The 16,303-nt window shown below is 68.6% G+C and carries 1 protein-coding gene (only partly in view); it reads right to left on the bottom strand.

What is annotated here, in order from left to right; translation table 11 throughout:
* Positions 1-16,297, bottom strand: the 5' end (the start) of a protein-coding gene (locus ACQP2U_RS36125; protein ID WP_433711634.1) for a LacI family DNA-binding transcriptional regulator. 84,347 nt of this gene lie to the left of the window's left edge; 16,297 of the gene's 100,644 nt are visible here — the first part of the coding sequence; it begins with the start codon at positions 16,295-16,297; its stop codon lies beyond the left edge, outside the window.
* Positions 16,298-16,303: the final 6 nt, after the last annotated feature.

Genomic DNA, 16,303 nt, shown 5'->3' on the forward strand with positions numbered 1-16,303 from the left:
TGCGCAGATCGGCCACCACCGAATCGGTGTCGGGATCCACGCCCGGAATGCGCAATCGTGCCGCCAGCGCACGCCGCAAGGCACCTCGAGCCGCCTGCGGGAAACAGTCGTTGGCGACACCTTCCACGCGATGCGAAGGCAGCCATGCCAGGACAGCCTGGTCCGGGTGCTCGGTCCGGATCCGGTCGCGGTGACCGGCCAATGCGTCATCGGCGCGGACGTCCTCCACGAAGCCAGCGGCGGCGGCATCGTCGTGGTAGCCGACCAACCGCACCGTCGATTCCGGAGATCCGGCGCCGGGCCGGGCGTCCAATAGCCCGGCTACCGATTGCGCCAAGGTCGTGGCCGGCCCGATGCACACCACCGCCGCGGCCGGCTGTTCGGATGAGGCGGCCGCGCTCACCGCCGCGGCAGTGGCCCGACGCAGCGCCTCCTCCGGGGAGCCCGAATTCGCGTCCACCGCATGGACACTCATATGTGCCGCAGTGTCCGGATCACCGATCACCAGCACCGTGCCGGTGATGCCGACCATCTGCACCGCAGGATGCCCCGGCACCTGCGCGGCCCACCTTTCGGCGGCGGCCAGCAGATCGGCCCTGGCAGTCAGCAACGCCGATCGTTCGTGCTGTTCGGGGGTGAGATCCTCCGTTGCGGGCAATTGATTCCGGTTGCGGCGCAATAGCACCCGCATCGCCTCGTCGCGCGCCGCGCGCGGGAATCCCTCGGTGACGACGACCTCTTCGGGCGTCGCCAGGATCATCGCCTCTCGCGTGCCGCCGAACTGCTTGTTCGTACCATCGGCATGGCCCGGATCAGTCCACTCCCAAGCGATCGCGTAATCGTCTGCCGATTCCGCCCACGACCGGATATCGCGCCACCGATCCGCCGCTCGATTCGCCTGCGCCTGGGTGTATCCCGTGTCTTCGGCCAGCGCCGGACGCGGCTGCGCACGAACGGAATCCACCCCCTGTCCGTGCTCCGAGATGCGACGTTCCAAGGCATCGATCCGGCCACGGGTGCTGTGATACCGCTCGGTCGAGGCGATCACCCACTGCAACCGTCGAGCCGGATCCGTATCGGGGTCGAGTTCGGCCAGAGATTGCCGAACTCTGGCCAGGGCGTCGTGGTAGTTGTCACCCGTCAGCTCCGAGTCGGAGACCGACAGTTCATCGACGACAGCAGCGGGCAACTGTCCGAGCATGTCGCTCACCGCCTGCCCGGCACTGCGCAGTTCGGCTGTCAGTGCGCGATATCCGACGCGCAGGCCGGGTGGGATCTCCAGCGACCCATCACGGGAGTAGGTATCGGTGAGAGTCCACTTCGCCCATCGGACGCCGGCCTCGGCGGCGGCGAGATCACGGTGCGCCGCGGTGATCTCGGGATGTTCCCGGTACCGGAAATTCGCCGCTTCGGCGTCCTGTGCCCGATGCACGGCGGCGGACCAATCCGCCATCGCGGCAACATAATTCGTCTCGTCATCGGTCCACCGGGATTCGGACCGGTCGCTGATCTCGTGGAACCACTGCCCGAATTCCAGGAGCCCTTCACCCAATTGGTGCAAGTGCTTGGTCGCAATGTCCAGCAGGATCGGTACATTCGCGCCCACGGCCGTGATGGTTTCGTGGGCGAACCGGATTTCGTCGGCGACCCGGTCCGGTACAGCCAGATGGTGCAGACTCACACTCGGTTGCCGCTCGACCAGCTCGCGCAGCCGTGACCAGGCGCGGTCGTAGTCGTCGACCAGACGCTGATAGTGCCCACGCACATCGGCGGGAACCCTGTCGCGCGGTGCCGGCAGCCTGCGGGGCAGCGGTTCGGACTCCGCGCACGACACCGCGAACACCGAGACATTGTCGTAGCCGCCGATGAGCAGCGCACGGTGGAGTAGCCAGTCGACCATCGACCGCAAGTCACCATTACGGCCGTTGTCCTGCAGCCGTCCCAGCTCGAACGGATTCTCGGGATCCAGCAACCTGATCCCGTCGGTGTCGACGTAGATGACATCGGTCGCCGACACCGGACCGGACTGGATGTAGGTTCCCAGCGGGTGCTCTCGCATATTCTCCGGCGGCGGCCCATTGCGACGGCCGAGCGCGAAGGTGATCTTGTGGCGGTCCTCCTTGCGACGCGCCTCCTCATCGGACATGCCTTGCAGCCGATACCAATTCAGCCTCGTGTGGTCGGTCGTGAGCAGCTCCGCGGTGCCGTCCGCATGCGCCTGCTGAACTTGGCTGTCACCCACCCAGCCGCTGACCTGGTGGCCCGGGCGCCCATTCCGGCCCGGCATCACCATGACCGCCGCGATCGTGCTGGCCGGCGGGTGGTCATCATCCGGATAGTCGCGATCCGACATCGCGACCACCGCTGCCTGGGCGGCATCGATCGCCGCTCGCATCGCATCGCGCATCCGCCGCTGGACCTCGTCATCCGACAGTCCCGCAGGGAGCCCGCGCGCGAATTCCTCCAGGTGAGCGCGGGCCGCCGCCGCGGCTACCTCGGCGGCGCGGTGCGCGTCCGTCGACAAGGACACGCCGTCACACACGATCGCGATCCGCACCGGCCCATAAGGGGTCTGCACCACCGCGGCGGCGATGCTGTCCTCGTTGCGAGATTTCCTCGCACCGAGCTCGCTGACCCCCACGACCGAACCGAGATCGAGCTCGACACGATCGATCGCGGTGCCGTCATTTCCCACTGAAAAACGTTGCGCAGGAACATCATCCAGATTGACTCCGCCCGTCCAGAGACCACGTAGTTCCGCGAGCGGCCGCAGTGCGAGGTCTGCGGCCAGCAGCCGGATGGTCTCGGTGACCGAGTCCTTGGCAGCCATGTAGTGCCGCCAGACGTCAGCCTCCTCACCGTGCAAGATCGGAGACCACTTCGGCCCCTTCCGATCCTCCCGGGCTGTTTCGTTCCGCCGAAACGCCTCGAACCAGACGTGCCATTCCTCCACGGCGGCCCCGTACCGCACGAGCGCATGACGCTGTCGCGGCGACAGCGGCTCGTTCTGCAGCGCACCCAGCTGGTCGGCGAAGGCGCCGACTTGCTGTTCCTGCTGCCTGAAGCGTTGCACCGCGCGCCGCATCGCCGGGATGGCCGCCAGCTCCGCCGGGCCCCGCGGGTTGGGGTCGACGGGATGTCCCGGCTCCGCGGCACGCTCACGTGCCTCCGCATCATCTTTGCGTGCCTGCGAAAGGTCCGCGGCGGCCGCCTCCATCGCACGTCGCGCCCGGTGATAGTCGCGCAGAGTCTGCAGTCCCTCGTGCAACTGCTCCCTCGGAACGGGCGCATCCGTGGGTTCGTGCGGGGCGCCCAGTACCGCGATACCGGTGGCATTGTCCTTTGTGCCGTCGTCGAGTTCGGTGTCCGCCAGCGTGTGGAGTGCGGCGGTCAGGTCACCGTGGTGCGCGGCGAGGGCGCGGGCGAACGCCTGTGCCTGGCGGTTCTCACCGCCGAAGCCGTCGGAGCGCACGAGCACGACTTCGTGCGCGGCAACCTCGCCGTCGGTGAGGTAACGGTAGTGGCGCTGTTCACCTTTCACCGGCGGGCCACCACGAGCGCCGTAGCCGGCCGCGTTCTGCAGGCCCAGCCCGAGCACGTTCATCAGTGCGCCGCGGCTCTTCGCCGCCTCGCCGATAACCTGCGAAACCTCTTCGACCAGTTGGGCATTCGACTTCCCGAGATCGATCACCGCTGCTGCGTCGACCGCGTCGTAAAGCATGTCCATGCCGACCCGCGTATGGTCGAAGGTCACCGTCCGCGACCTGCTCGGGTCGGTCGGGTCCAGCACGTCGACGCGGCTGTCACCGACCCAGCCCGCTGTGTACTTACCTGGCTCCCCGTCCTGACCGGGGTCCACCAGTACCACTGCGATGGTGGCCTGCGGCGGCCGCTTGATCGCCTGCGGGTCCGCGCCGTTGTCGAGATCCGCGAGGGCCTGATCGCGGATACCGGCGTATTCATCGTCGGTCAGTTTCATGACGGCGGCTTGGGCGGCAGCGATGGCATCGGCGACCATCTGCCGGCGCTGCTCATCGGTGATCGGTTTGTACCCGGTGTGCGATCGCAACGCCTCGCGCAGGCTCTTGCGGGCCGCCGTAACTGCCACGGATGCGGCGCGCTCGCCATCCACCGATACCGACACCCCGTCGGAGACGATCGCGAATCGGATCGGCCTGCCGCCGACCATGACGACCTCGGCCGCCATCGCATCCTGATTGCCGTGGTACTCCGGGCCCCGATCACTCACCCCGACAACCGATCCTAGATCCAGGGTTTCCCTGGCGAGTTGCGCCCATGTCGCCTGCAGCGGATCGATCGCGGCGCTCACCCGGCGGATGAGGGCGCGTCCCTGCGCCGGGTCGACCCGGCCGAGCACCGCGTCGCGCACATCCTGCACCGCGTCGGACCAGGCCGGCAACGCGGCGGCATAGCGCCCGGCCGCGGCGAGCCACTCCGGCGAATGGTGTCGCTGTTCGTCTGTCTTGCGCCTGCCGTCCCTCGCCTCGCCGGGATGCTTCTTCCCCATCTCGTGGAGTAGCACCTTCGTCTGGGCGGCCATGCCGTCCAGCTCGTGGTAGTGGTTGGTGTGCACGACCAGCTCGTGCCATCCGGGTAGCGGGCTGCGCGGCGGCGGGGTGGGCAACTCGGCGTCCGGCGAATCGGGCGCCAACGCCTGCAGACGCTCGAGTTCACCGGCGTAGTCCTGCGACTGCAGCGCCACCCGCGAAGCATTGTCCACCCTGACGACACCATCCGCGTTCAGCGCGTCGATCGCGGCGGCCATCTGCCGGCCGGCGTCGTCCCGGCGCGCTGTGATGTCGTCCAGCGTCTCCTGCAACAGAGTCCGCGTACGTTCCGGCCCAGGTGGTGAATTGTCGAAAGGAACACCAAGGGGGGCGACGGCTTCCGGCCGCGCACCGATGTTCGCGACCGGATATGCGACGCCGGCCATCCCAGGCGCCCGGCCGTCATGTGCGACGGCCGGTGACCCGTCGGCGTTGATGACGATGCCGTGCCATCCGATCACACCGGACAGTCCCGCCCGCCACGACTCGAAGGTGACCGCGGGCCCCGTCCCGTCCTGCACCATGACCCGGCCGTTCTCCCGGAAGAGCATCACCGCGTGCGCACCGACCGCCCCCCGCTGCTGGAAGCCGTCGAACGCCACCGCCCCGATCATCACCCCGCCCTCGGGCACCGCGGCGGCCATCGCGTCGAAATCCGCGAATCCGTCCGGATGCCAACCGGCGCCGAGCAATTGGGCGAGCAAGGGACCGCTCAGACCATTCTCCGGCACTCCGAACAGCCGCAGCATCGACAGCCGATGGCGCAGCTCGTCGATCACGTCGGGATCGGCAGCGGGATTGTCGTCCAGGCCGGCCAGTATCCGCCCCAACCCGGCCTCGCCGGCTACCTGGCCACAATCGTTGGCAACGCCTTCCACCCGATGCGACAGTTCCCAGCGCACCACGCCCGGCTCCGGCGCGTCGACATCGATCCGGTCCCGATGTTCGGCCAGTGCCGCGTCATCCCACGCGTGCAACACCAGATCCGGATCGGCCTGTGGCATGCCATCGACGTGCGGGCCCCGCGCGGGGGCCACGTCCTCATGCCCCACCAGCACCATATCCGGCACCGAAAGTCCGTTGTCGGCAAGTTCTTTCACTATTCCGGCAACCTCGGCGGCCAAGGCGGCACCGTCCGCACCGATCCACACCACCGCGGCGGCTGGCCGTCGCGATGCCGCGACACCCTCGACCGCGGCGGCCGTCGCCTGCATCACGGTCCCCTCCGTGTCCCGGCCGTTCTGGTCCACCGCGTGGAAGCGGATCTCCTGCGCGGCGTGCAGATCGCCGATCACCAGCAGCGTTCCGGCGCGGCCGGTCATCTGCACCACCGGATGCCCCGGCACCTGCGCCGCCCACCGCTCCGCTGCGTTCACCAGATTCGCCTGGAAGTTCGCTCGTGCCGACCGGTTCGCCTCCGCATCGGCCCGCTGCCGCAACGTTTCCCGCTCGCGATGCAAGCTCAGCCTCGCGGCTTCGTCGCGCACTTCGCGGGGGAGCCCCTCGGTGCGAGCCAGCGCCTCGGGCAGGTGCTGGATCAGCGCCCGCCTGGTCAGGTGATCGGTCATATCCCACATGACCTGGAAATCGGCGGGTTCGCGGGCGAACATCAGGATGGCCCGCCACCGGCGCACGGCCTGCGCGCGCTGCTCGGCACGCTGTTCATCGGTGAGCGCGGCCTCCGCGGCCAAGACCTCCGCGGCCACCAGTGGTCGCGGCTGGGCATTCACCGACCCCAGCCCGTCACCATGTGTTCGGACGAACCGTTCCAGTGCCGCTATCCGGTCGCCGGCCCGGTGGAATCGCCGCGTGGCGTGGACCAACCAGTCGACGGTGATTTGCAGCGCATCCCGGTCGACGAATTCCGCTGCCGCAATCTGCTGCAACGCGCCGAGTGTGCTGTGGTAGTCGTCGCTCATCAGGTCCTCGACGCCCACCAGCTGCTGGACGGCGATCGGCAACGATCCTCTCAGCTCGCCCAGGATCTCCTGCGCATTCCACTGTTCGGCGACCAGCGCCCGGTACCCGCGCCGCAACGCAGCCGGGATCTCCACACTCCCGTCGCGCGAACGAGTGTCATCGAGTTGCCGCACGGTCCGGCGGACTTCGTCCAACGCGTCCGTATAACGCTGCGTGGCGGCCACCACATCCCGATCGCCCACGGCCGGGGCAAGGCCCGGGTTGGGCAATTCGCGCAACACCGCCACCTGGCCGGAATTCCCGTCCGCCCATGCTTCGTCGACAGCGGTCTGCGTCGCCTCCCACAACTCCTGCAGCGTCACCGACCAAACCGACAGTGTGGCAAGGTATTCCGCATCATCGGCGGTCCACTGCGCCGGTGCCCGGCCCTCGACCCGGTCGAGCCACCGCCCGAGCTCACCCAACCGCTCGAGGAACGCGTGGAAATGCCGCGCCGCGGACTCCAACCGGTCCACGGCCGGATCGTCGCCCAGGCGATGTATTTCGCCGAGGAACCCGTCCCGCGACGCCACGAGTTCCGGATTCGCCCCCGTCTGCGCGGCGAGCCGCCACAACTCGGCGCGAGCGCGCTGGTATTCGTCGGCCAGGACCCGGTAGTGGCGCCTGAACCCGACCGGAATGCCCATGGGCGGCGGGGGCAGCAGCCGGGGCGTCGACTCCGCGGGAGCGCCGGATATCAACGTCACAGTGGTGTGGTCTGCTCCGCCGTTGAGCAGTGCCCGGTTCAGCATCCGGGTCCGCATCCGCAGCAGATCGGTATCGCGTCCGGCATCGAGGAAGACGGCCATCTCGTCGGCCTCGGGGTTGGTATTCCACAGACCGTCGGTGCAGATCACCATGACGTCGTCGGCCGACAATGTGCCCTGGAAGATGTACTCCGAGAACACCGCATCGTCGGGCGCGGGCGGACCGGCATCCACGCCGAGCGAATGCATGATCCCATGGGCTTCCGGGTCCCGGAGCAGCTCGCGCTGGGAAGTGCGATCCTCGGGTGGCAGCTCCTCCTCTGTCTTCTGGAGGTACCCCGCCATGGTGTGGTCCGTGGTCACTGCCTCCGACCGGCCGTCGGCGCGCAGCCTGAGCACTCGGGTGTCACCGACCCCACCCGCCGTGTACCGGCCCGGCCGGCCGTCGCGTTCCGGCGTGGCCATCACCGCGGCAATCGTGGTGCGCGGCGGTTTGCGGGCGTCGGCGTATTCCGTTTCGCTCAAGTGCACCACCGCGGCCTGCGCGGCGTCGATGGCTTCCCGCATCGCCTGATCGGCGTCCTCCGCGGTGAACATGCCCTGGTTCTGGGCCGCGAAGCCTGCCAGATGTGCGCGGGCGGCCTCGGCGGCGACCCGTGCGGCACGGTGACCGTCGGTCGTCGATCCCACGCCGTCACACACCACCGAGATCCGGACCGGCCCGTTCGGGGTGTGGACCACCACCGATTCCATCCAGTCCTGGTTGTGCGGCTCGTCCGCGTTCGCGCCCTTGTCGGTGACTCCGACGATCGTGTCGAAATCGACGGCGAAGTGGTCGACCGGTTCGGTGGAATCGGCTGCGGTCGTGGCGATTCCGGACAGGGCCTCGCCGGACAAATCGACCGGACCCCAACCGCCGTCCAGCTCGGCGACCGGGCGCAATTCGGCAACGGTGGCCAAGCGCTGCGCGGCGGCGTGCAGCCGGCGAGTAGCCGCCTCGTGGCGCTGCGCCAACGCCTCGTGGCCCTCGGCGTAAGAATCCGCATCCGCCATCTCGTCATCGATGGCGCGCCACTGCGCCACCGTGGCGGCGAAGTTGTGTAGCCACTGTCGCTGCTGCGCCGGAATCCCTTGCGCCAGATCGGCTCCGAGCAGATCGAAGAAGGCGTCGACGCGCTGTTGAGCGGCTTGGAGCCGCGCCACCGCCGCCTCGGCGGTCGCTCGCACCCGCCGCTCCTCCGGACCCGGGCCGTCGTCCTCGGGGCGATCCGCCATTCCGTCTTCGTAGCTGGACTCATCCAGCTCACGCGCCGCGCGCACCTCGCCCGCGGCCTCCGACAGCTCTTGGCGCGCAACGTGATAGCCGACCAGATCGGACAGCCCGTCCTGCAGCTGCGACGTCTCGATATGCTCCGGCAGCGACAACACCGCGGGCTCCGGCTCACCGTTCCCGGGCTCGCCCCGAAGCGGCCTATTGTCAACGGCCGCACCGGATTCAGCGGAGTCTCTGGCGGGCTTCGGTACATCTCCATCCCCGACTACAGCCGCGACACGGGTCTCCCCCGCCAACTCCGCCGCCAGATTCGCCACCGCGTCGATCTCGGTCAGCAGCACCGTGAGCTGTGCGGGATCGGCGTCGGGGTTATTCCGCTCCCGCGCGAGCTCGGCCCGCTTCCGTTCCAGCACAACAAAGCAGGCGAGCTCGCGCACATCGGCCGCCAGCCCCTGCGCCCCCATGACCGCATCCGGGTAGGCCGCTATGAATGCCTCTCGCTCATCGACATTCAACTGCTGCCACAGCTGGACGACCACGCCGGCCTCGGCCGACGCCGGATCATCGATCGCCACATCCAGCCGCTCCAACGCCGCGTCCAGCAGCGCGCGATTGTCCTGCCCGCGCCTTGCCACCACCCAGGCACGCTCGCGTCTCGAAGCCGTCCGCTGCCGATCGTGCGCGGAGAAGCCGCCGGCGGGGGCGGACAACTCGGCCGCCATGTTCTCGACCATCTCGATCTGGCCCTGCAGCGTCGCGATTCGTTCGCTGTTCGCATCATCGGCGTCCGGATCCGCCGCCTGGTTCTCCGGGGTGTCGAACTCCTGCGCCGCGGCCAGCTCGCCCTGTGCCCACTCCAACCACACCGCACACGCATCCGCGCGAACATCGTCGGCAAGCGCTTCGGCCAGCAGCACGATGCCCGGATGCATCGCCACGAACGCCGCCCGCTCGCCGACGTCCAACCGTGCCCACAACCCGGCGAGCACCCGCCCTCCGGCGCGCGCATCGGCCGCCAGTTCCTCGAGTTGGACCCCCTCGCGCGCCAGGGCCATGGCCACGGTCCGCTGACGCTCGACACCTCCGCGCTGGCCGATATCGCCATCGATGTCGCGGGAGACGGTTGCGGGGTCCTGCGCGACATCCCGGCACCACACCCGGCCGTCGAGTTCGACGACGATCTGCTTGGCTTCGACCCGGTAACGCGCCTTCATCCACGGCTGCAGCTGCTGCGCCAACAGATCCGGACGTGGTCCGGCGACAACCACCACTTTGTCATCGAGAAGTAGCTGCATGCCGTCGCCGAGCGGCATGGCGGGCCCGGCGATGAGCGTGCCGAGCACATGCTCCGTGGCAACCTGCGTCATCCGGCCCAGCAGCTGTCCGGCCCGCCGCTCGGCAGTCGCGATGCCCGAGACCTCCTGGGCGAACTCGTTCAGATCCGCTGCGAACTGGGCAGATTGCAGCTCCGCCGCCAAAACCTCGCCGGATGGCACTTCTCCCCGGTTCGTAGCCTCCGACCGCAAGAACCCACATCGGAGTACGACCTGGGTGATCGCGGCCTGCAGTCCGGCGATGCCCTCGCCGAGCTCGCCCGGCACGGCCAATTCGCCCTGGAGTTCGCCGAGAAACTGCTCGATCTGTGGCCGCAGCCAGGCTTCGCAGGCCGCCGCCATCTGCTGCGCATCCATCCCGGTCGGGTCCAGACCCGCCCACAGGGCACGTCTCCGCAGGGCCTGCAACTCGAGCGCATACCGCCGTCGCACGGACTGCAGCGTCTGAGTGTCTTTTTGTATCCGCCTTTGCATCTGTGGCGAATCGAGCGTGGTCGCCGGCTGTTGCGCCGGGGCCCAGCCATTCGCCAGGCCGGCGAACATCGCGGCGGGCTCCGCCTCGGAAGCCGCGGCATCCGGCCCGCTGCTGGAACTCTCGTCATCGGAGGTCTCGGCGTCGGATCGGACCGCGGCCGTCGGCGGGCCGGCGTCGGCCCCGGATTTGTTCGCAGACGGTTGCGCGGCAGCCGTGGCGCCGGGTTGACCTGCGGGCTGCTCACTCCCCCTCGCGCCGGAAGGCTGGGTGGCAGAACCTTGTTCCGGCGTTCCGGCGCGGCCGCCTGCCTCCGACCCGACAGGGGTCTGTGTGGCAGCCGGCTGCTGAGCGCCATCCTGCGCCGCGGCGGGCTGACCCGCGCCTTGCGCCGCGGCAGGCTGACCGGCACCTTCCGTCGCAGCAGGCTGACCCGCACCTTCCGTCGCAGCAGGCTGACCGGCACCTTCCGTCGCAGCAGGCTGCTGAGCCGGCCCTTGCCCCGTTTGCTGACCCCCGCTTTGCGCCGGACCCGACGGCTGCCCCGGCCCCGCCGGCTGAACCGCACCCGGCGCTGGACCCGACGGCTGAGCCGTCCCTTGCCCCGAACCCGGCTGCTGAGCCCCGCCTTGCGCCGGCCCCGCCGGCTGGACCAGCCCCTGCGGAACTCCGCCGTTGAGGCCCGGCCCCCCGAGATATTCGGCCGCCCCACCGACAAAGGCCGGCTGGCCGGGCATGGCCGCATTGGCGGCCGCGCCGACCAGCTGCCTGCGCGCCTCCGCGACGCGTTGCAGTTCCGGGATCGCCTCCCGGATCTGTGCTTCGAAAGTGGCCATCTCGAGCGGATCTTCGGCGGTTTTCCAGCGCTCGACGACGACCGCTATCTTGTGGTCGGTCGGAACGTTGCTGAAGAGATCGGAGCCGCGCAGCGAGTGGAAGCTGGCGCTACCGGGTTGACCGCTGCGGGCGGCACGGTACATCGCCTGGATGTCGATGGCGGCGATCTCGGAGTGCTCGGTGATGATCACGTGCATGCCACCACGCATCAACGCGGCGGGGGTGGGCGTGATATCGACACCACGCGCACCCTGCATGTTGATGAGGAGGATCTTGTCCTCGCGGCCCGCCTCGGCGTAGATCTCCGCCAGCTTCGCCTCGGAGCTGCCCGGGCTCTCCTTCTCCCAGGCAAGAATCTGTTCGGCATTGACCATGACGTGCTCGAGCTGCTGGCGATCGAGCAGGCGCGACAGACTTCGGACGAGGTTGTTGTCGTGGGTCAGGACGACAATCGGCTGCCCGGTATCGTGCACGACGCCGACTTCGTCGGTGATCGCGTAGAGCCGTTCGGCATCGGTGCTCGAGAAGGTCGTGCACAGTCGGTCTGTGTACGTCTGGCCGGAGATGTCTTTGAAAACCAGCTTGGATTTGCTGAAGCGGTCGATCGGGGTGGTCTCGCCCATGCCGAGTTTCTGCAACGGCTCCGCGACATACCAAGCAGTGCCGGACGCGCCGGTGACCAGGTCGTAGTTCTCCCGGATGAACGTCTCCGAGAAGCTCAGGCTGATCGAGTGGTCCGAGTCGGCGCGGATCTCCATGCGATGCCGCGCTTCCAGCGCCTGCGCGAGACCGTTGTTCCACCGGCTCTCGTTCGTGACGCCTTTATCCATCATCAACTTGTGGGCGACCTGGTCGATGATCACGATGTCGCCGCCACGCGTGACCCGCTGGCCGTTTTCATCCAGCGTGAATCGCTCTTTGCTGACGATGTAGTGCTTGCCCCGCACCATCTCCCAGCGGGCGGCGGCGGCATTGTTCAGCCGGTGGATCTCCTGGGCGGTCATCTCCCGCCCGAGCTCCGCCTCGATCTTGGCAAGGCCGCCCTCGGTCAGCCGTGCCGGACCGTTCCGCTGGAAACGTGTGCGGCCGAAATCCTCATGTGTCAACAGCCCCCGGAGCGGGTTATCGATCCGTCGCCCGTTGACAAACAGCTTCTTCCTGCCGAAAACGTTGTCCAAGAAGTCGCGTGCGGCAATGACCTCCGCTCGGACGTTCGCCGGGGCCAGCTGGCGAACACCCTCGGAAATAATGTAATTCGTGTCGGCATAGTGGGCTGCCTCGTCGATCTCGTCGATCACCGCGTGCCGGCCCGGCACCGGATGACCGCGCAACCGGCTCACAATGACATCGCCGACCGAGCCGATATAGATCGTCGGCTCGCCCGGGACCGGCTCCGGCATCACCTGGTCTGGATTGATGCGAATCACCTTGTACCCGAGGGGGCCCCACGCCTCCACCAGCTCTTCGAACTCGCGCGCGACGAGGTTGTCCCTGGTGAGGTACTGCACCGATCCCCGCTCGCCGGCGAGCCGGGCCACGAAGGCGTGGTACATCATCGACTTGCCCTCGCCGGCGTCCTGGTTCACCGGGCCGTGGGGCATGGCTTCCCCCGCCGCGAACTGCGTCCAGCGCAGTGACTTCCCGTCCGGGATCTTCTCCGACACGCTGTTGCGGCGCAGAATTTCCGCCGCCGCCATCCGCTGCTCGACCGGGGTGCCGTGCTGCAACATGTGGTGCAGCACTTCATGGGACGCGGTCCTGATGCCGAACATGTCCGGCGCGTGCGGGTCCAACAATGCCTCGTGGCACTTCGCGAGCCCGCGCCCCGCGTTCTCGACGGCCGTCTTACGGTCGCCCGAGGATGCCCGCGCCTCCGCCACCAACTCGGACACGATGGCTTCCTGCGCGATAATGCGTTCCCGCGCGACATCCCGCAGGAACTCCGGACGCAGCGCCTGAATTTCCCGCACCAACGCCGCACGCTCGCGAGCCACCTCCCGCGCCAGCGCATCCTGGACCTGTGCGATCTCCTCCCGAGCCTGCTGCCGCGCCGTCCCGGTTTCCGCCTCCCGCGCCTGCTCCCACAACCGCACCAGACGTTCTCGCGCCTGCGCCCGCAGGTCGGCGATCCGCCGCCTCGACTCGGCCCGCGCCTCCTCCATACGCTGCCGTGACTCCAACGCGTCCACCCGTTCGCGGTGAAACGCTTCGATGACGGCTATCCGCTCGGCAGCTATGGCCCGCGCTGTCTCGGTGCGCTCGGTAGCGATCTCCTCGGCCAGCTTCTCGCGTTCCGTGGTGATCGCTGTCTCCGCCCGCGCGCGCTCGGCCTCGACCTGCGCACGTAACTCAGCCCGCAGCTGCTCGACCTTCGCCCCGGCTTCCCGCACGGTCGCCCTGGCCTCCGCCGTGGCCTCCCGAACCGTCGTCCGGGCCTCCGCAATAGCGGTCCGGCCTTCCGCAACCGCGGTCCGTGCCTGCGCAACCGCGGCCCGTGCCTCCTGCGTCTCCACCAGAGCGGCGTCGCGAAGCCCCTCCTGCGCTACCTCGAGCCGCTGCTTCGCTACCTCGAGCTGCTGCTTCGCTGCGTCGAGCCGCTGCTTGGCTGCATCGAGCCGGCTATCCGCTGCGGCCACCCTCGAGCGTTCCTGCGCAATATCTTGCTGCGCAGCGTTATTCAGGTCACGCACACGGTCACGCAGTTCGGCCCGCACCTGCGTGACCAGGTCACGTGTCCGGGCCCGCAGCTGCCGCTGCCGCAGCTCGGACTCACTGCGCAGCTCGGCGGTTCGCTCGCCGACCCGGGCGCGCACATGGTCCCGATACTCGGTCTCGACCTCGGTACGCGGCTGCCTAGCGGCGTTGTACGCCTCGACGTTGAGTACGTCGAACTCGTTGAGCTGCACCCCGAACCGCAACCCACCCTGGGCATCGGCGTGAGCGACAAGATCGACCTTGACGTAGTGGTGCACCAGATCCTCGGAGCCGACCTTGATCCATCCCTGCGCATCCACCGCGTCCGGCTTGAGGCCCAGCGACGCGAGTACCTCGTCGCGAGCGTATGTTTTCGCCGTGTCCTGCCGGACCTCCGACTCGGCCACCAGCTTCTGATGGTCGCCGAATTCGGCGACCATCCTGTCCAGCATCCTGCGCGCCTGCTGCGCCTGCGCCTCGGTCCCGACACGCTCCAGCCGGGCGCGTTCCGCATCCACCCACTCCTGGAACCGCTCCGCCGCCGGACGCTCGGGTGCCCCCGGCGGCTCGGGCGCCAGCACATCCATCCGCGCACGCAGCGCGGCCTCGGACTGTATGCGCTCGGTGAGGATCCGCGACAACGCACGCAACCGGCGCCGCAGTCCCCCCGAAGGTGTGTGCTCACCCGGCTGGGACTCCGAATGTGACTGCGGCGCATCGGGTTCCGGCTTGACCCCCGCTTCCGGCGCGACGGTACCGTCTTTCGCACCCGCCTCCGGCGCCGCGGTCCCCCGCTCGGCCTCGGTCTTCGGGCTGCCGGCTTCCTGCCTCACGCCCGCTTCCGGCGCGGCAGCCCCCCGCTCGGCGCTTCCCTTCGGAGTGGCGGCCTCCGGCTTCACCCCGGCATCCGGACCGGCAGCGGTCCCGCGCTCGGCGCTTCCCCTGGGAGTGGCGGCTTCCGCCTTCGCCCCGGCGTCCACGCTGCCGGTTCCCCGCTCCGCCCCGGCGGCCCCCGCCCTCGGCTCAGGGCTCGCACCGTTGCTCGCGCTGCGACCGGCGGCCTGGTCGGGGCCGGTCGCCGTCCCCGCCCGTGGGGTCGGCCGCGTAGTTGTCCCGGTATCGGCGGCCGGTGCGCTGCGTGTCGCCTCTGCCCCGCTGCCGGTGGCCTGCGGAGCCGAAGACCCTGCCGCGGGTTCGTGCGCGGCCGGTATTTTCGAGCCGAGGAAATCGACAGTGGGCGCGTGCGCGCCGGCCGATTCCGTTGCCGCCCCGGACTCCACGACGATGACACCATCACTGGGGGACCGGACCGAGTGAGTGTATGCCTGATATTGCAGGGCTCTCATGGTCGCCACATCGTTGTGCGCGACCGCGGCGTCGACCTTCTCGGTGAAGTCGTGGGTCGGCAGGCCGTCGGAAATGGCGAGGTCGGCCTGGATCTGCCGGTTGAGCTGGGCCAGCTCCGTCTTTCCTGCCAAATCCAGCGGGACCGCACCGGTTTCGGCGTGCCGGCTGGTGGCCAAACCGCCTCGGGCACCGCCCGCCGCACCCAGAACACCCATGTAGCCGAGGGAGAACATGTCCCACTGGCTGTGCAGCGCCCCGATGGCCACGGCGGTCGTCAAACCCGCCGTAAAACCGGTCACCATCGGCGCCATGCGGCCCAAGCCGATTCGGGTAGCCGCAGGGCCGAAGAACCCGCCGGCCGCATGCCCCGCCACACCGCCGACGCCCCACGCCAGCGCCGCATCACCGATCTTGGCCAGATCGAGGTCCTGACCGGACGCCAGCTGGACCGCGCCGGTGAGCCCCGCGCCGACACCGGCCAGCTTCAGCCCCGAGCCGAGCCCGGTGAACGCGAGCTCGACGAATTTCTCGAGACCCTCCATCCCCATCCGGCCGATCCCACGCAACAACAGTTGCTTGCCGAGCATCCGCGCGGCTTGCTGGCCGATTCGCTCCATCATGCGCCTGCGGGCCACGGCGAAGGTGTACCGCCCGATGGCGATGATCACCGCCTCCTGGGCCGCCACAAAACCCGACAGCACTCCCCCGGATGCCGCCAATTCGACGGCGAGCTTCTCGAATTCGAAAAGACCCCACGCGGCGAACAAGCTTTCGGTCATACGGTCGCCGACAATGGCCGAGTTGCTATTGGAAGTGAACTCGGGCACCGCATTCATCGCATCGATGAGATGGTGAATCGAGTACTTACCGTCGGTGAGCTTTCCCAGTGATTCGGCGGCCTTTTCGCCGCCGTGCCCCTCATACCACCCTTTGGTCTGCCTGATAACCCGCTCGAACTCGGGAAGGAGTTCGGTCAGGGAATCAGCAGCCGCGCCGTAGTGGTTGCCGACTTCGGCGACGCCGTCGAGATCCCACGTCCAGGGATCCTTACTGGGCGCGACGCCACCGAAAATATCTATGAACAGCCTGAGGCCGTCCGGAATCACAGCTAT

This window comes from Nocardia sp. CA-084685, from assembly GCF_050955785.1.
Taxonomy (GTDB): Bacteria; Actinomycetota; Actinomycetes; order Mycobacteriales; family Mycobacteriaceae; genus Nocardia.